Source organism: Kitasatospora sp. NPDC058115, from assembly GCF_042884635.1.
Classification (GTDB): Bacteria; Actinomycetota; Actinomycetes; order Streptomycetales; family Streptomycetaceae; genus Kitasatospora.
The window spans coordinates 70052-86162 of record NZ_JBHVTL010000037.1; the positions used below are offsets into that span (position 1 = coordinate 70052).

12 protein-coding genes are annotated in these 16111 nt (G+C 74.0%); 9 read left to right on the forward strand and 3 right to left on the reverse strand.

The annotated features are described in order from the left end of the window. The first annotated feature begins 11 nt into the window (after nt 1-11). From ACFVVL_RS31370 to ACFVVL_RS31390, 5 genes are all read left to right on the forward strand, one after another. Nucleotides 12-1238 (forward strand): cytochrome P450, encoded by a 1227-nt coding sequence (locus ACFVVL_RS31370; protein ID WP_387681179.1) that lies wholly within the window; start codon nt 12-14, stop codon nt 1236-1238. 249 nt (nt 1239-1487) lie between these two features. Beyond that, nucleotides 1488-2906 (forward strand): ABC transporter substrate-binding protein, encoded by a 1419-nt coding sequence (locus ACFVVL_RS31375; RefSeq protein ID WP_387681182.1) that lies wholly within the window; start codon nt 1488-1490, stop codon nt 2904-2906. A gap of 196 nt (nt 2907-3102) precedes the next feature. Next, nucleotides 3103-4095 carry a carbohydrate ABC transporter permease gene (locus tag ACFVVL_RS31380; protein WP_380288456.1) on the forward strand — a complete coding sequence of 331 codons (993 nt, stop codon included), beginning with the start codon at nt 3103-3105 and terminating at the stop codon, nt 4093-4095. Continuing rightward, nucleotides 4092-5009, forward strand: a complete 918-nt coding sequence (locus ACFVVL_RS31385; RefSeq protein ID WP_380288458.1) for a carbohydrate ABC transporter permease — start codon at nt 4092-4094, stop codon at nt 5007-5009. The genes ACFVVL_RS31380 and ACFVVL_RS31385 overlap by 4 nt, the downstream gene beginning before the upstream one ends. Nucleotides 5010-5272: 263 nt before the next feature. After that, the gene (locus ACFVVL_RS31390) at nt 5273-6967 is read left to right on the forward strand and encodes a DUF4153 domain-containing protein (RefSeq protein WP_387681187.1); all 1695 of its coding nucleotides are present in this window, start codon (nt 5273-5275) and stop codon (nt 6965-6967) included. Between the two features lie 147 nt (nt 6968-7114). Here ACFVVL_RS31390 and ACFVVL_RS31395 read toward each other — a convergent pair whose 3' ends face one another. Continuing rightward, complete coding sequence (locus ACFVVL_RS31395) at nt 7115-8662, reverse strand: MFS transporter (protein ID WP_387681190.1); 1548 nt, start codon at nt 8660-8662, stop codon at nt 7115-7117. Nucleotides 8663-8823: 161 nt separating this feature from the next. Here ACFVVL_RS31395 and ACFVVL_RS31400 point away from each other — a divergent pair, with 161 nt between their 5' ends. The 3 genes from ACFVVL_RS31400 to ACFVVL_RS31410 all read left to right on the forward strand — a co-directional run bounded on the left by ACFVVL_RS31400 (nt 8824) and on the right by ACFVVL_RS31410 (nt 11150). Beyond that, entirely contained in the window at nt 8824-9528 is a 705-nt protein-coding gene (locus ACFVVL_RS31400) for a TetR/AcrR family transcriptional regulator (protein ID WP_380298491.1), read from the forward strand. A gap of 97 nt (nt 9529-9625) precedes the next feature. Continuing rightward, entirely contained in the window at nt 9626-10336 is a 711-nt protein-coding gene (locus tag ACFVVL_RS31405; RefSeq protein ID WP_387681194.1) for a ribonuclease HII, read from the forward strand. A 100-nt stretch (nt 10337-10436) separates the two neighbouring features. Next, nucleotides 10437-11150: a hypothetical protein gene (locus ACFVVL_RS31410; RefSeq protein ID WP_387681197.1), complete on the forward strand. Its 714-nt coding sequence runs from the start codon at nt 10437-10439 to the stop codon at nt 11148-11150. Nucleotides 11151-11357: 207 nt separating this feature from the next. Here the strand turns inward: ACFVVL_RS31410 and ACFVVL_RS31415 are convergent, their stop codons facing one another. Continuing rightward, a complete protein-coding gene (locus tag ACFVVL_RS31415; RefSeq protein WP_380298307.1) occupies nt 11358-12026 on the reverse strand; it encodes a hypothetical protein in 669 nt (222 codons plus the stop codon). Between the two features lie 333 nt (nt 12027-12359). Beyond that, a complete protein-coding gene (locus ACFVVL_RS31420) occupies nt 12360-14561 on the reverse strand; it encodes a RecQ family ATP-dependent DNA helicase (RefSeq protein WP_387681200.1) in 2202 nt (733 codons plus the stop codon). A 231-nt stretch (nt 14562-14792) separates the two neighbouring features. Here ACFVVL_RS31420 and ACFVVL_RS31425 point away from each other — a divergent pair. Further along, the coding region (locus ACFVVL_RS31425; RefSeq protein ID WP_387681203.1) for a DUF4192 domain-containing protein at nt 14793-16111 on the forward strand (1319 nt) is incomplete at its 3' end.

Here is a 16111-nt window from a genome sequence, read left to right on the forward strand (position 1 = left end):
AGCCGTAGTCGATGACCGCCCCTGCCCCGACCGCCCTCGACCCGATCGCCCTCGACCCGCTGGCGCGTGACAACGCCGCCGAGGGGGCGCTGCTGCGCGCCGCCGGTCCGGTGGTGCCGGTGGTGCTGCCCGGAGGTGTCGCGGCCTGGGCGGTGACCCGGCACGCGGCCGCCCGTGAGCTGCTGACCGACGCCCGCCTGGTGAAGGACGCCCGGCACTGGGCGGCGTTCCAGCGCGGCGAGGTGCCGAGGACCTGGCCGCTGATCGGCCTGGCGGTGCCGGGCCCGAGCATGGTGACCACCGACGGCGCCGAGCACCGCCGGCTGCGCGCCCTGGTGGCGCACGCGTTCACCCCGCGCCAGGTGGAGCTGATGCGGCCGCGGGTCGAGGCGATCACCCGGGAGCTGCTGGACACCCTGGCGGCGGGGGAGCCGGTGGTGGACCTGAAGTCCGCCTTCGCCTTCCCGCTGCCGATGACGGTGATCTGCTCGCTGCTGGGCGTGCCGGAGTCGGAGCACGGTCTGCTGCGGGACCTCTACGAGCGGTTCTTCGGCGCCCGGCCGAACCCGGAGGGCATCCAGGCGACCATCGCCGGGCTGAACGCCTTCGTCAACGGCCTGGTGGCACAGCGCCGCGCGGCTCCCGGCGACGACCTGGCGAGCGTGCTGCTGCTGGCCGACGCGGAGGGCGGGGCGCTGACCGACGCGGAGGCGGCGGCCACCCTGCGGGTGATCATCGCGGCGGGCCACGAGACCACGGTGAACCTGATCGGCAACGCGGTGCGGGCGCTGCTCTCGCACCCGGACCAGCTGGCGCTGGTGCGGGAGGGGAGGGCCGGCTGGGACGCGGTGGTGGAGGAGTCGCTCCGCTGGACGCCGCCGACCAGCAACTTCCTGTTCCGCTTCGCCGCCGAGGACGTCGCGGTGGGCGGCACGGTGATCCCCGCGGGCGAGCCGGTGCTGATCTCGTACAACGCGATCGGCCGGGACCCGGCGCAGCACGGGGTGACCGCCGAGGTGTTCGACGTCACCCGGGATCCGGTCCGGCACCTGTCCTTCGGGCACGGCCCGCACGTCTGCCCGGGTTCGCCGCTGGCCCGGCTGGAGGCGGGGATCGCGCTGCCGGCGCTGTTCGAGCGGTTCCCGGACCTCTCGCTGGCGGTGCCGGACGAGGAACTGCGGCCGAGCGGCTCGCTGGTGGTGAACGCGTTGAAGGAGCTTCCGGTCCGTCTCTTCTGACGGAGAATCGTTTCTGCCGGCCACTGTTCGGCCCCGCCCGGTCCTCCCGGGGCGGGGCCGAACGGCTTCCGGGTCACAACTGGGGCACGCGGGAACGATGGTCGGGTCCGGACCTTGGCGGCACGTGGCGGCTGCGTTACCGTCTTGGGATCGGCCGGCCGCCGCGTCCATGTCGAACGTCGAACTCCGGTACAGCGCAATGTCGTTCCGTCGTAGAGCCGGGCTCACGCCCCGGCGAGGAGGACCGCGTTGACTTCCACCCCGACCGTTCCGTCCACGATTGCGCCGCCCGTTGCCGTGCCCGCCGCCCGGCGCCGCCGCTCCCTGGCCGCGGTGGCCCTGCTGGCCGCCGCGGCCCTCACCGCGGCCTGTTCCAACAGCTCGGACAGCTCCGGAAGTTCGGGTGGATCGGGCGGCGGGCAGACGCTGTCCGGCGACTGCGCCGCGTACCAGCCGTACGCCGGGCACGCCGGCAGGACGGTGACGGTCTTCGCCTCGATCCTCAGCCCCGAGTCGGACAACCTGGAGAAGTCCTGGGCGGACTTCAGCAGGTGCACCGGGATCAAGATCAGTTACGAGGGCAGCAACGACTTCGAGTCCCAGCTGCCGGTGCGGGTGAGCGGCGGCAACGCCCCGGACTTCGCGATCATCCCGCAGCCCGGTCTGCTGGCGCAGATGGTCAAGAGCGGCAAGGTGGTCAAGCCGCCCGAGCAGACCGTGGCCAACCAGGCGAAGTGGAGCCCGGTCTGGAAGACCTACGGCTCGGTCAACGGCACCTTCTACGCCGCGCCGATGAGCGCCAACATGAAGTCCCTGGTCTGGTACTCGCCGAAGGCCTTCAAGCAGGCCGGCTACACCGTGCCCAAGACCTGGGCCGACCTGATGGCGCTCAGCGACCGGATCGCCAAGGCCGGTGCCGGCAAGCCCTGGTGCGGCGGCATCGCCTCCGGCACGGCCACCGGCTGGCCGGCCACCGACTGGCTGGAGGAGGTGGTCCTGGGCTCCCTCGGCGGTGAGGTGTACGACCAGTGGGTGAGCCACCAGGTGAAGTTCTCCGACCCGAAGATCACCGCGGCGATGAAGACGGTCGCCGACTGGATGCAGAACCCGGCCTGGGTCAACGGCGGTTACGGCGACGTGAAGTCGATCGCCACCACGACCTTCCAGGACGCGGGCGCGCCGATCCTCACCGGCAAGTGCTTCATGCTCCAGCAGGCGTCCTTCTACAAGGCGCAGTGGCCCAAGGGCACCGCGATCGGGCCCGACGGCGACATCTTCGCCTTCAACCTGCCGGCGGTGAACCCGTCGGTGTCCAACCCGGTCGAGGGCGGCGGTGAGTTCCTGACCGCGTTCGCGAGCCGGCCCGAGGTGCAGGCGGTGCAGAACTACCTGTCCAGCAGCGACTGGGCGAGCAGCCGGGTGCGGACCGCGACCGGCTGGGTTTCGGCCAACCAGGGGGTGGACAAGAACCTGTACACCGACCAGATCGACCGGCTCTCCGCGGACGCCCTCACCGACCCGGCGGCGACCTTCCGGTTCGACGGCTCGGACCTGATGCCGGCCGCGGTCGGTGCCGGGCAGGAGTGGAAGTCGCTCACCGCCTGGTTCGCCGAGGGGCAGTCGATCCAGAAGACCGCCGCGGACATCGACGCCGCCTGGCCGCAGTAGCGGCGCGCGTCGCAGGAACCACCTGCCGAAGGGCGGTGCGGGGCCACCCACCCGCACCGCCCACCCCTCCGTGTCCTGTTTCCCGTTCCCCGTGCCCCGTCCCCTGTGCCCCGTTTCCCACCGTGTCCCGCCCCGGGCCGCCGGGGCACCCCTTCCTGTTCCCGTTCCGCCCTCCGTTGGGAAAGGACGTCCCGCCATGTCCCTCTCCGCCGGCGCCTGGGGCGACGCGATGGTCAAGTTCGGCAACGGCTTCGGAGCGATCGCCGGCTTCCTCGGCATCCTGTTGCTGGTCTTCCTGGTCGCCGGGCGCGCCTCCGGCCGGATCGCCCGCCCGCTGGCCGTGCTGGTCCTGCTCGGCCCGGCGCTGCTGCTGCTGGTGGTCGGCCTGGTCGCGCCGCTGGTCCGCACGGTCTACCTGAGCCTCTACGGCGACGACAGCCGCCGCTTCGTCGGCGGCGAGAACTACGGCTGGGCGTTCACCAGCGACCCGTTGCGCGAGGTGCTGCTCAACACCCTGCTCTGGCTGGTGGTCGTCCCGCTGGCGGCCACCGGCCTCGGCCTCGTCCTGGCCTTGCTGGTGGACCGGATGCGCGGCCAGGCGGTCTACAAGTCCCTGATCTTCATGCCGATGGCGATCTCGCTGGTCGGCGCCTCGATCATCTTCAAGTTCGTCTACGAGTCGCGCGACCCCTCGCAGCAGCAGATCGGCCTGCTCAGCCAGGTGGCGATCGCGCTGGGCTGGGACGATCCGCCGAACTGGATGCTCTCCCAGCCGCTCAACACCTTCCTGCTGATGGCCGTCATGGTGTGGGTGCAGACCGGCTTCGCGATGGTCGTCCTGTCGGCGGCCATCAAGGCGATCCCGGACGAGGTCACCGAGGCGGCCCGGCTGGACGGCGCCCAGGGCGTGCGGCTGTTCTGGTACGTCACCGTGCCGATGATCCGCACCACGGCGGTGGTGGTGCTGACCACGGTGATGATCACCACGCTGAAGGCCTTCGACATCGTCCGCACCATGACCGGCGGCAACTTCGGCACCCAGGTGCTGGCCAACGAGATGTACTCGCAGTCCTTCGTCCAGTTCAACACCGGGCGGGGCAGCGCGCTGGCGGTGATCCTCTTCCTCGCGGTGCTGCCACTGGTGGCCTACAACATCCTCCAGCTGCGCAAGGAGCGTGAGGTCCGATGAGCGTACGGCGCGACGGCAACGCCGTCCGGAAGGCCTTCTCCTCGCCCCTCGCCTCGGTCTTCGTGATCGCGGTGACGGTGCTGTGGACCCTCCCCACCGTCGGGTTGCTGGTCACCTCGCTGCGCCCCAAGCAGGACGTCACCGCCGACGGCTGGTGGAACGCCCTGCTCCACCCGGACTTCGGCCTGGACAACTACCACACGGTGCTGTTCGAGGGCGGCTCCGGCGTCTCCACCGGGCTGATGCCCTTCCTGGTGAACTCGCTGGCGATCAGCGTGCCGGCCACCCTCTTCCCGCTGGTGCTGGCGGCGATGGCCGCGTACGCGCTGGCCTGGGTGCGGTTCAAGGGGAGTGACACGCTGTTCTTCGTGGTCTTCGCGCTCCAGGTGGTGCCGATGCAGATGGCACTGATCCCGCTGCTCCAGCTGTTCTCGGGCGGGGCGCACCTGGGCTCGCTGACCGTGATCCCGGCGCTGGACCTCAAGGGCACCTACGCGCCGGTCTGGCTGGCGCACACCATGTTCGCGCTGCCGCTGGCGATCTTCCTGCTGCACAACTTCATTGCCCAGCTGCCGCGTGACCTCATGGAGGCGGCGGTGGTGGACGGCGCCTCGCATTTCAAGATCTTCCGCTCGATCGTGCTGCCGCTCTGCACCCCCGCGCTGGCCTCGTTCGCGATCTTCCAGTTCCTCTGGGTCTGGAACGACCTGCTGGTGGCGCTCACCTTCGCCGGCGGCACGCCGGAGGTGGCGCCGATGACGGTCCGGCTGGCGCAGCTCTCCGGGTCCTTCGGCGGGCGGTGGGAGCTGCTGACGGCGGGGGCGTTCCTGTCCATCGTGATCCCGCTGGGGGTGTTCTTCGCGCTGCAGCGGTACTTCGTGCGGGGTCTGCTGGCCGGGTCGGTCAAGGGGTGAGCGCGGGCGGGAGGTGAGCCCGGCCGAAGGGCGGGCGCGCAGAGGCGGCGCGGCCCTGCCGGGCGGGCGCGGAGCCTCGGGCCCGGCTCTGTCACAGGGGTGTGACGGGGCCGGGCCCGGCCTTTTTGAACTTGTTCAGAATGGTCTACAGTCGGCATCGGCCGTGGTGCCCGGTGTCCTCGCCGGTGTGGTTCCGCGTGCCCGTCGGCGGACCGCCCGGAGGGTGGGTTCCGCGCGCCCACCCGACCCTTGAGGGGGAAGCCATGTCCGGATTCAGCACACCAGCGGCGGACGGAGTGCCGCCGGGCGGCGGGACCGGTTCCGGGGCCGTTCCCGGTGGCGGGCCCGCGTCCGGCTACGGACCCGCGTACGGCTACCCGCCCGGTTCCGGCACCGGTCCCGGCGCCAGCCCCGGCGCCGGTCCCTTTCGGCCGGGGGCGCCCGCGCCGCAGCCGTTCGCGTGGCTGCGGCCCGGCGACCCGGAGCGCAAGGCCCCGGCCACCGGCCGGACGGTGCTGGCCGCGGTGCTGACCGGCCTGCTCGCCTCCTTGGTCCTGGCCGACGGGCTCGGCGTCAACCTGCTGCTCTGCGCCGCGTTCGCCGCCACCGGCGCCGGGATCGCCGCCCGTACGGCCGGCCGCCGGCTGCGGGTGTGGACCGCGCTGTGGAGCGCCCTCGCGCTCGCCCTGCTCGCCGTCCCGGCGCTGCACGAGGCCCACTGGCCGGTGCTGCTGAGCACGGTCTGGGCCGTCGGCCTGGCCTCGCTCGCGCTGCACGGCGGGCGGCGCTGGAGCGGTGTCCTGCTCGCGCTTCCGGGACTGCTCTGGCAGCTGGTGCCGGCCCTGGGGTGGGCCCGGGCGGGGCTGTCCGGGCGCGGCGGGAACTCCCGCAGCCGGGTGGTGCCGGTGCTCAAGGGGGTCCTGGTGGCCACCGTGCTGCTGGTCGTCTTCGGTGCCCTGTTCGCGAGTGCCGACGCGGCCATGGCGGATGTCCTCGGGAGCCTGGTGCCCAGCCTCGACCTCGGCGAACTCCCCTCCCGCGCGGCCCTGTTCGTGCTCGGCCTGGCGACCGCGCTGGGCTTCGCCCACATCGCGGCGGGCCCGCGCCGCTGGGACCGCACGCCGGTCCGGCCGGGCCGCCCCAGGGGGCGGCTGGAGTGGGCGCTGCCGCTGGCCGCGCTGAACCTGATGTTCGGCGCCTTCGCGGTGGTGCAGGCGGTGGTGGTGCTCGGCGGCGGGGAGTCGGTGCTGGAGCGCACCGGGATGAGCCGCTCCGAGTACGCCCGGCAGGGCTTCTGGCAGCTGCTGGTGGTCACCGTGCTGACCCTGGTGGTGGTCGCGGTCGCCAAGCGCTGGGCGCCGCGCGGGAACGAGACCGACCGCCGGATCGCGCGGCTGCTGCTCGGTGCGCTCTGCCTGCTCACGCTGGTCGTGGTGGCCTCGGCGCTCGGGCGGATGTGGTTCTACGTGGACGCCTCCGGGCTGACCGCGCTGCGGCTCTGGGTGCTGGCGGTCGAACTGTGGCTGGGCGTGGTCTTCCTGTTGCTGATCGCCTCGGGCCTGACCCCGTCGGCCGGCTGGCTGCCGCGCGCGGTGGTGCTCAGTGCCGCGCTGGCCGCCGCGGTGTACGGGCTGGCCGGGCCGGACGCCCTGGTCGCCGAGCAGAACGTGGCCCGCTTCGAGCGGACCGGGCACATCGACCTGCGCAACGTCCGCAGCCTCTCGGCGGACGCCGTCCCGGCCCTGGACCGGCTGCCCGGGGACTACCGGACCTGCGCGCTGAGCGTCCTCGCCTCCGACCTGGAGCACGACGGGCCCACCCCCTGGTACGCCGCCAGCCTGGCCGAGTCGCGGGCCCGGGACATCCTCGCCGCGCGCCCGCCGGTCGACCGGATGGAGGGCCGGGAGTACGCCTGCGAGCGGGTGGGGCTGCGCCACGCTTTCAGCTTCGGCGGCTGATCCTTCGCCGGGCGGCCCGGCCGCCGAGGACGGGATGGCGGGGCGGCGACCGGGGGCGGGGGGAGCGGCGAGGGGCCGGACGGGAGCGTGCTGCTCCCGTCCGGCCCCTGGCCCTGTCCGGTCCGCCTCCCCCGGGCGGGCGGCCGGTCAGTGCATCGCGACACCGGAGGTGTCCGACGGCAGGTCCGAGGCCTTGGCCTTGACCACGACGGCGGCGACCACGAAGGCGATTCCCGCCAGCAGCGCGCTCACGACGAAGCCGTGCGAAATGCCCTGGGCGAGCACCTCGTTGGCCGCGGTGGTGCCCTTCGGGAACTCCTGCTTCTCCAGCAGCCAGGCCTTCTGTTCCGGCGTGGCGGTGGCCATGAAGCCCGGGAGCTGGACCTTGCCCTCGCTGGTCGCGTAGTGCGCGAACACCGTGGTCAGGATCGACAGGCCGAGCGAACCGCCGATCTGCTGCATGGAGTTCAGCAGGCCGGAGGCGGCACCGGTCTCCTGGCCGGAGACGCCGGAGACGGCGAGCAGCATCACCGGGACGAAGATCAGGCCCATGCCGAAGCCGAAGATCACCGTGGGGCCGAGGATGCCGTCCACGTAGCCGCTGTCCGCGTCCAGGAAGGTCAGCCAGGAGAGCCCGACGGTGACGAGCAGCGCGCCGCCCGCCATGAACGGCTTCGGGCCGTACTTGGCCTGAAGGTTGGAGGCGATCTGGGCGGCCACGATGATGGACGCGCTGATCGGCATGAACGCGAAGCCGGCCTTGAGCGGGCTGTAGTCCAGCGGGCCCTGCACGAAGAGCGTGATGTAGAAGAAGATGCCGAACATGGCGGCGGCCACGCAGAGCATCATCACCAGGCCGCCGGTGCGGTTGCGGTCGGCGAACAGCTTCAGCGGGGTGATCGGCTGGGCGGTGCGGGTCTCGATGACCACGAACGCGACCAGCAGGACCACGCCGGCGGCGAAGGAGCCGAGCGTCAGGGCGTCCGACCAGCCGTCCGACGCGGCGCGGATGAAGCCGTAGACCAGGCCGACCAGGCCGAGCGTCGAGGTGAGCGCGCCGGGCAGGTCGAAGCGGCCGGGGTGGCGCTCCGACTCCGCGATGTGGCGCGGCGCGGCGAACGCGATGAGGACGGCGATCGGCACGTTGACGAAGAACACCCAGCGCCAGTCGAGGTACTCGGTGAGCACACCGCCGGCCAGCAGGCCGATCGCGGCGCCCGAACCGGCCACCGCGGAGAACACGCCGAAGGCCCGGTTGCGTTCGGGTCCTTCGTCGAAGTTGGTGGCGATCAGGGCGAAGGCCGTCGGCGAGCAGATCGCGCCGCCGATGCCCTGGAGCGCGCGGGCGGCCAGCAGCATGCCGCCGTCCTGCGCGAAGCCCCCGAGCAGCGAGGCCAGGCCGAACAGCAGCGTGCCGGCGATGAAGACCCGGCGCCGGCCGAGGATGTCGCCCGCGCGTCCGCCGAGCAGCAGCAGGCCGCCGAAGGTTAGCGTGTAGGCGTTGATCACCCACGACAGGTTGGTGGTGGAGAACTCCAGCGCGTCCCTGATCTGCGGCAGGGCGATGTTCACGATGGTGGCGTCGAGCACCACCATCAGCTGCGAGGCCGCGATGACGGTCAGGGTGATGCCCTTGCGCGGGCCGCGGCCGCCCCGTGGTGGAGCGTTCTTGCTGAGCGTGTCGGAGATAGCCAAGTTGATGCCCCCTGCTGGCTACTGCTTCGTATGCTGCGGACCTTGGGGTCCGGCGTGGCCCGACGGCGTCCCGCGGGCTATGAAGGAACGGAAGCGTTCACTACTGTGGACGATAGCGTTGGCGAGATTATGAACGCAAGCGTTCCTTAGGGTTGGTGACGATGGATCAGTTGATGCGGCGCCAGGCGGTGGACGGCTCGGCGGGCCCCCCGGCGGGCCGGGCGGCGCGACGGGCGCCCGAGGCCGCGCGGACGTCGTGTCCCGTCCAGGTCGTCGCCGAGGCGCTGGCCCGGCCGGCGCGGCGGCGGGGGAGGGAGCTGGAGGCGGCGATCTTCGAAGCGACGCTCGATCAGCTCACCTCCGGCGGATTCGCGCGGCTGACGATGGAGGGGGTCGCCGGCGCCGCGCGGACCGGGAAGGCCGCGCTGTACCGGCGGTGGGCGTCCAAGGTGGACCTGGTCATCGACGCCCTGGACTCCACTCTGCCACGCCCCGCCGACACCCCGGCGCTCGGGTCCGCCCGCGCGGAACTGCACTACCTCGTCGAGAGTTTCGTCTCCGTCGCGAGCTCCCGGGCGGGCGGTGCGATGGGCGCGGTGATGGCCGAGCTGGACCACGACCAGGCGGAGCTGTTCAAGGACTTCATCGGCCGGCGGATGCTGGAGCCGACCAAGGACGTGATCCTGGACATCCTGCGCCGCGGCGCCGAGCGCGGCGACGTCCGGCCCGGCGCGGCCAGCCCGGTGGTCGCCGACGTCGTCCCGGCGATGCTGCTGTACCGGCTGAAGGTCTGCGACCGTCGGATCGGCCCCGAGTTCGTCGACCAGCTGGTCGACGAGGTGCTGGTCCCGCTGATCAGGCCCTGATCCGGTCCCGATCCGGCGGTCCGCGCCGGAACCGGCCCGGGTCGGGGGCGTGGCCGGGTGGCATAGGCTGGAGTCCGACCAGCTGAACGGACCCCTCATGCCCATCGTCCCGCCGACGCACTCCGTCGAGCGCTCGCTGCGCCGCGCCGGCGCCAAGATCGTCGTCGGCCTCGACGAGGTCGGGCGCGGCGCCTGGGCCGGTCCGGTCACCGTGGGCGCGGCCGTCACCGGACTGCGCCGGGCCCCGGAGGGGCTGACCGACTCCAAGCTGCTCACCGAACTCCGCCGCCGGGCGCTCGCGCCCGTGCTCGCCGACTGGGTCACCGCGTACGCGCTCGGCCACGCCTCGGCGCTGGAGTGCGACGAGCTCGGGATGACCGCCGCACTGCGGCTGGCCGCCGTGCGCGCGCTGGAGGCACTGCCGGTGGAGCCCGACGCGGTGATCCTCGACGGCAAGCACGACTACCTCGGCGGCCCCTGGCGGGTGCGCACGGTGATCAAGGGCGACCAGTCGTGCATCTGCGTGTCCGCCGCCTCGGTGCTCGCCAAGGTCCACCGGGACGGCCTGATGGCCGACCTCGGCGAGTCGCACCCCGAGTTCGGCTTCGCCGACAACGCCGGCTACCCGTCCCCGGTGCACCGGGCCGCGCTGGAGGAACTCGGGCCGACCGAGCACCACCGCCTCTCCTGGTCCTATCTCGACGGGCTGCCCCGGTGGCGCCACCTGAAGCGGGTCCGGACGGTTCCCGGCCCCGGCGGCGCGGGCTTCGCGGAGCCCGCCGGAGAACAGCTCTCGCTCGGTTTCTGACGGTACGTCGGGAAACTTCCGGGGCGGGGCGTGGTGCTCGGAGTGCCCAAGGGGTGGGGCGCCCGTGCGCGTCCGACCGGCATTTGATAGATATCCGGGTATGCCTGTCTTCCCCGAGGAGCCGGAGATCAGCGAGAGCCTCCCGGGCCCCGGCGTTCCCAGCCCCCGCGAGTCGGACGCACAAGCCCTCAACGCGCCAGCCACCGGCGGCGCGACCACCGCCGTACCGCCGGCCGCCGGCGTCGCGCCCGCTGCGGTTCCGGGCCCCCGCCCGGCGCCGCCGCGGCCGGCACCGCCGCGTCCGACGGCCGCGCGGGCGGACCGACCGGGGCCTTCGCCGCGCCCGAACCCGATCCCCAAGCCCAGCCCTCCGCGACCCGCGCCCCGCCCGGCGCAGGTCGAGGTCCGGCACGTCCCCGCCGCCGAGGCGGAGGCGCTGGACCGCGCGGACGAGACCGTCGACCAATTGCTGGAGTCCGGCCGCGACCCCGGCGCCGTCCTGGTGCTGACGGCCGGCGCGGCGCACCCCTGGCAGCAGCACGAGCTCTCCTTCGGCGAGGAGCGCTACTGGGCGCAGCTCGCCGAGGGCGGCGACGTGTTCTACGCCGACGCCGGGCTGACCCGCCCGGTCCGCCGACCGGTGGTCGTGCTGGTGGTCAACGGCGGCCCGGCCGACCGTGCCGCGGCGGTGTACGCCAAGGCGCTGCAGCACGCCGAGGCGCTGCTGGTGGTCTGCGGCGGCGCCGATCCGGCCGCCGCCGGTCTGCCGCTCGGCGCCACCGGCACTCCGGCTCCGCGCAGGCTGCCCGCCTGAGACCCGTGGCCCGGGACCGCCGGGTGAGTTCCGCGCAGTCCGTGTCCCGGTACCCCCGCGGGTGCCGGGACGCGGTGTTCCTCCAGCCCCTCGCCCGCCGGGTACGGGCGGCGGGGCGGCGGCCCGGCCGGGTGGGTCCGGTGGCGCGGCGCGGGCACGGCGCCGCCCCCGGCGGCCGTCACGGACCGCGGGCGGGTGGACGGGTGGTCAGCGGGTGCCGGTGCGCCGGGCCGGTTCGACCGCCGTGACCCGGGCGGGCCCCCAGGGGCGCTCGGGCTGGCGGGAGTGCGAGGGCCGTTCGCCGCGCTGCGGCCGCTGGGTGCGCGGGGTGTCCCGCGCGGTGCGCGGCGGCAGCTCGGTCACGGTGTGGACCGGTCCCTGCGCCCACGAACCCGCGTGCGGATTGCGCCCGCTCCGTCCGTCGCCGAGGATCTGCCAGCCGGCCGGGGTCAGCGCGACGTACGCCCCGCAGCGCAGCCCGTGCAGTCCGGCCGCGTCCCGCAGGCCCCACATCCAGGCACCGTCCTGCTCCGTCCAGCCGGCCGAGCCCTCGCGGCAGCGCAGCAGGACGGTCGTGCGCCTCGGCGCGGGCAGCCGCAGGTCGTGCGGGGTGACCTGACGCAGGTGGGTGAGGATCGCGTTGCGGTGCTGCCAGCCGTCCGTGTCGTGCGGCCACGGGGCGAACGAGGCCGAGGCGGTCACCCGGTGCAGCGCGTCCAGGACGGAGACCACCACCGTGCCGGGCTGCGGCAGGTGGCGCCGGTGGAGTTCCAGGACGAAGTCGCGGGGATCGCGGAGCAGCGGGATGCCCGAGGCCGTCCAGGTCTCCAGGTCGAGCACCCGTCTGGGGGCCGGACTCCGGTCGGGGGGATACAGACCTCGGTCGTCTCCGCTGATCACGACCCTCCTTCCCGACCCACGAGTGCGCGGGTGTCCGCGTACGCCAGAGACATGGTCCAGCGGACCGGGCTCCGGGTACGGTCCAATTCTCAGGGCAGATGGGGCGGAGCGGCAATGATGAAATGATGAACGCCGCCCGAAAGCCCAGGTTCCGGCGGATATGTTCCACGGTCGCCCGGAACCGGCCCTGACATCGCCGGATCGTGATCCGGCCGGGCCGGAGGGCGCTGGCAAGCCTCCCGGACAACTCCGTTCCTCCTTTCCCACGACGTTCTTCCCGGTCCCCGGCACTGCTCCGATCGGGTGTGGTCAGCCCTGGAGGCCCAGCACCAGCGGCAGCACCGCGCCCGCCCCGGCGCGGCGCAGCAGCCGGGCCGCCACGGTGACCGTCCACCCGGAGTCCACCATGTCGTCCACCAGCAGCACCGGCCCGGCCGCGGCCGCCACCGCCGAGGCCGTCTCCGGCGGCAGGACCAGCGCGCCCGCCACCGAGTTCAGCCGCTGGGCACTGTTGCTGCGCGACCCGTGCGGCGGCTGCCCGGTCGCGTACTCGATCCGCCCGAGCAGCGGCAGCCGTCCGATCTCGGCGATCCTGGCGCCGAGACTGCCGACCAGCTGCGGCCTGGTGGAGGAGGCCATCGTGACCACGCCGACCGGGCGCTCCAGCCGGGTGCCGTCGGCCGTCGCCGGGCCGGCCCACCCGCCGGGCCCGCGCGCCCAGTCGGCCAGCACGGTGACCAGGGCGTCCACCACCTCGCCGGGGACCGGGCTGTCCGGGGCCTGGTCGGCGAGCAGCGAGCGCAGGCGGGTGCCCCAGCCGATGTCCGAGAGCCGGCCGAGCGCCCGGCCCGTCTCGGCCTGCTCGCCCGCCGGGATGCGGCCCTTGAGCGGGATCCCCAGCGCGTCCATGCCGGTGGGCCAGAGCCGGCGCGGCTCGACGCCGACGCCCGGCCGGCCGAGCGCGGCGCGGGCGGCCTCCAGGGCCTGCTCCGAGACCTCGGGGCCGTGCAGCGGCCCGGCGCAGTTGTCGCACCGGCCGCAGGGCGCCGCCTGCTCGTCGTCCAGCTGGCGGCGCAGGAACTCCATCCGGCAGCCGGTGGCCGTCGCGTACTCGCGCATCGCCCGCTGCTCCGCCTCCCGGGAGGCGGCCACCTTGGCGTAGCGGGCGGCGTCGTACTCCCAGCTCCGGCCGGTGGCCGTCCAGCCGCCCTTGACCCGCCGGACGGCGCCGTCCACGTCGAGGACCTTGAGCATGGTCTCCAGCCGGGTGCGGCGCAGGTCCACCCGGGGCTCCAGCGCGGCGGTGGAGAGCGGCCGGCCGGCCTCGGCGAGCGCGTCGATGGTCCGGCGGACCTGCTCCTCGGGCGGGAAGGCGAGCGAGGCGAAGTAGCGCCAGATCGCCTCGTCCTCGCGGCCGGGCAGCAGCAGCACCTCGGCCCGGTCGACCCCGCGCCCGGCCCGGCCGACCTGCTGGTAGTAGGCGATCGGGGAGCTGGGGGAGCCGAGGTGGACCACGAAGCCGAGGTCCGGCTTGTCGAAGCCCATGCCGAGGGCGGAGGTGGCGACCAGCGCCTTGACCCGGTTGGCCAGCAGGTCGGCCTCGGCGGTGCGGCGCTCGGCGTCCTCGGTGCGGCCGGAGTAGGAGGCCACCGTGAAGCCGCGCTCGCGCAGGAAGGCCGTCACCTCGTCGGCGGCGGCGACCGTGAGGGTGTAGACGATGCCGGAGCCGGGCAGCCGGTCGAGGTGGTCGGCGAGCCAGGCCAGCCGGTGGGCCGGGTCGGGCAGGCTCAGCACGCCGAGGGTGAGGCTCTCGCGGTCGAGCGGGCCGCGCAGCACCAGCGCGTGCTCGTCGCCGGCACCGGTGCCGAGCTGCTCGGCGACGTCGGCGGTGACCCGGGAGTTGGCCGTGGCGGTGGTGGCCAGCACCGGGACGCCCGGCTGGAGCTCGGCGAGCATGGTGCGCAGCCGCCGGTAGTCGGGGCGGAAGTCGTGGCCCCAGTCGGAGATGCAGTGGGCCTCGTCGACCACCAGCAGGCCGGTGGAGGCGGCGAGCTTGGGCAGCACGTGGTCCCGGAAGTCCGGGTTGTTCAGCCGCTCGGGGCTGACCAGCAGGACGTCCACCGATCCGGCGGCGACCTCGGCCTGGACGGCGTCCCACTCGTCGGTGTTGGCGGAGTTGATGGTGCGGGCGTGGATGCCGGCCCGGGCCGCCGAGTCGACCTGGTTGCGCATCAGGGCGAGCAGCGGCGAGACGATCACCGTCGGACCGGCGCCGCGCGCCCGCAGCAGGGCGGTGGCGATGAAGTAGACGGCGGACTTGCCCCAGCCGGTGCGCTGCACCACCAGGGCCCGGCGGTGGTCGACGACCAGGGCTTCGATGGCCGTCCACTGGTCCTCGCGGAGGGTGGCGCCCGGGCCGGCCAGCTCGCGCAGGACGGCCTCGGCCCGGGCCCGGACCTCGGCGCGGTCGGCGGCGGTGGCGGTGGTGGTGGGGGTCTTCGACTGCTGCATGGCCCCCATGTAACCCCGAGGAACCGACAAGGGGCGAACGGCGGTGGGCGGGAAGCGGGTGCAGCGGAGAGGTGTTTCATCCGTTCTTCTGCTGAACGGCGGCCCGTTTTCCCCCGGACGAGTGGCTCGGCGATACGCCGTTCGGGGGAGGAGTTATTCACAGGCCGGGTTTGTCCACAGATCTGGAAGAATTTTCCGGGGGCTGCGGAGAATTGCGGCAGCCTTCCGGCCATGACCGACGAACCCATCGCGCTCTCCTTCGGCGACGGCCCCGACGGCCGTCCGATCACCATGCGGGGCCCGGCCGACATGGCCGAGGTGCTGCCCTACCTGCTCGGCTTCTTCCCCGACGACAGCATCGTCGCGGTCGGCCTCCAGCCGCCCGGCCTGCACCAGGGCGGGGTGATCCGGCTGGACATCCCCGAGTCGGCCGAGGAGTGGCCGGCCGCCGCCGAGGAGACGGCTGCGCTCCTCGTCCGGCTCTCCGAGCGGCAGGACCGGCGACCGGTCCAGGTCCTCCTCTACCTCTGCCAGGATCCTGCCGGGCCGCCGGGCGGGAGGCACGGCCCGCCGGTGTCCGAGCGGCTGCGGCCGCTCGCGGAGCGGTTGCGGCAGGCCTTCGAGAGGCGGGACGTGCCGGTCAAGGAGTCGCTGTGCGTCTCGGAGGGCCGCTGGTGGTCCTACCTCTGCACGCGGGAGGGCTGCTGCGATCCGTCGGGGCACCCGATCCGCCGCACGCCCGGGCCCGGGCCGGTCGCGGTGGCGGCGACCGTCGCGGGCCTGGCGCCGCGCGGCAGCCGCAAGGAGATCCTCGCCGGGCTGGCCCCGGTCGGCCCGCCGGGAGCGGCCGCCCTGCGGGGGGCCTTCGCCCGGGCGGGAGCCGGGCCGTCGCCGGGGCGGCGGCCGTCGTCCGACCGGCGGGAGCACACCGCGCTGCTCGACGCGGTCGTGGCCGAGTTCATGGCCGGGGCGAGCGTGCTCGACGAGGACCGGACGGCGCGGCTGCTGCTGGCGCTCCAGGACCGGACCGTCCGGGACCGCGCGGCCGAGTACGCCAGACCGGCCGAGCTGGCGCCCGCCCAACGGCTCTGGCGGTTCCTGGTGACCCGGTGCGTGCCGCCCTACGAGAGCTGCGCCGCGCCGCCGCTCACCCTGCTGGCCTGGGTCTCGTGGGTCGCGGGGGACACCGCGACCGCGCGGGTGGTGCTCGGCCACACGCTCCGCCGGCACCCCTCCTACCTGCTCGCGCAGCTGCTGTACGAGTCGCTGAACGGCGGCTTCGCCCCGGACACCCTGCTGGCGACCGTGGAGGCGGAGCGCCGCCGCCGCACCGAGCCGCAGGAGCGGGAACGGGCGGCGGCCGAGGGGCCGGCGGGGGGCGGGGAACCGGAGGCCGGGCCGTCGTCGGATCCGCCCCCGGCGCCCGTCCCGCCCCTCCCGCCCGGCCCCGGCACGGACGGGCCTGCTCCCGGGAGGGCGCGCCGCCGTGGCCGTCGGCGGCGCGGCCGTCCCGCGGCGGCGGCGGGCGCGGCGGCCGGCGGGTCCGGGCC

What these genes read in the sequence shown, in the direction of transcription:
- ACFVVL_RS31400 (WP_380298491.1), top strand. Translation starts at nt 8,824, where the DNA reads ATGGATCAGTTGATGCGGCGCCAGGCGGTGGACGGCTCGGCGGGCCCC.
- ACFVVL_RS31390 (WP_387681187.1), top strand. Translation starts at nt 5,273, where the DNA reads ATGTCCGGATTCAGCACACCAGCGGCGGACGGAGTGCCGCCGGGCGGC.
- ACFVVL_RS31420 (WP_387681200.1), bottom strand. Translation starts at nt 14,561, where the DNA reads ATGCAGCAGTCGAAGACCCCCACCACCACCGCCACCGCCGCCGACCGC.
- ACFVVL_RS31410 (WP_387681197.1), top strand. Translation starts at nt 10,437, where the DNA reads ATGCCTGTCTTCCCCGAGGAGCCGGAGATCAGCGAGAGCCTCCCGGGC.
- ACFVVL_RS31405 (WP_387681194.1), top strand. Translation starts at nt 9,626, where the DNA reads ATGCCCATCGTCCCGCCGACGCACTCCGTCGAGCGCTCGCTGCGCCGC.
- ACFVVL_RS31385 (WP_380288458.1), top strand. Translation starts at nt 4,092, where the DNA reads ATGAGCGTACGGCGCGACGGCAACGCCGTCCGGAAGGCCTTCTCCTCG.
- ACFVVL_RS31380 (WP_380288456.1), top strand. Translation starts at nt 3,103, where the DNA reads ATGTCCCTCTCCGCCGGCGCCTGGGGCGACGCGATGGTCAAGTTCGGC.
- ACFVVL_RS31370 (WP_387681179.1), top strand. Translation starts at nt 12, where the DNA reads ATGACCGCCCCTGCCCCGACCGCCCTCGACCCGATCGCCCTCGACCCG.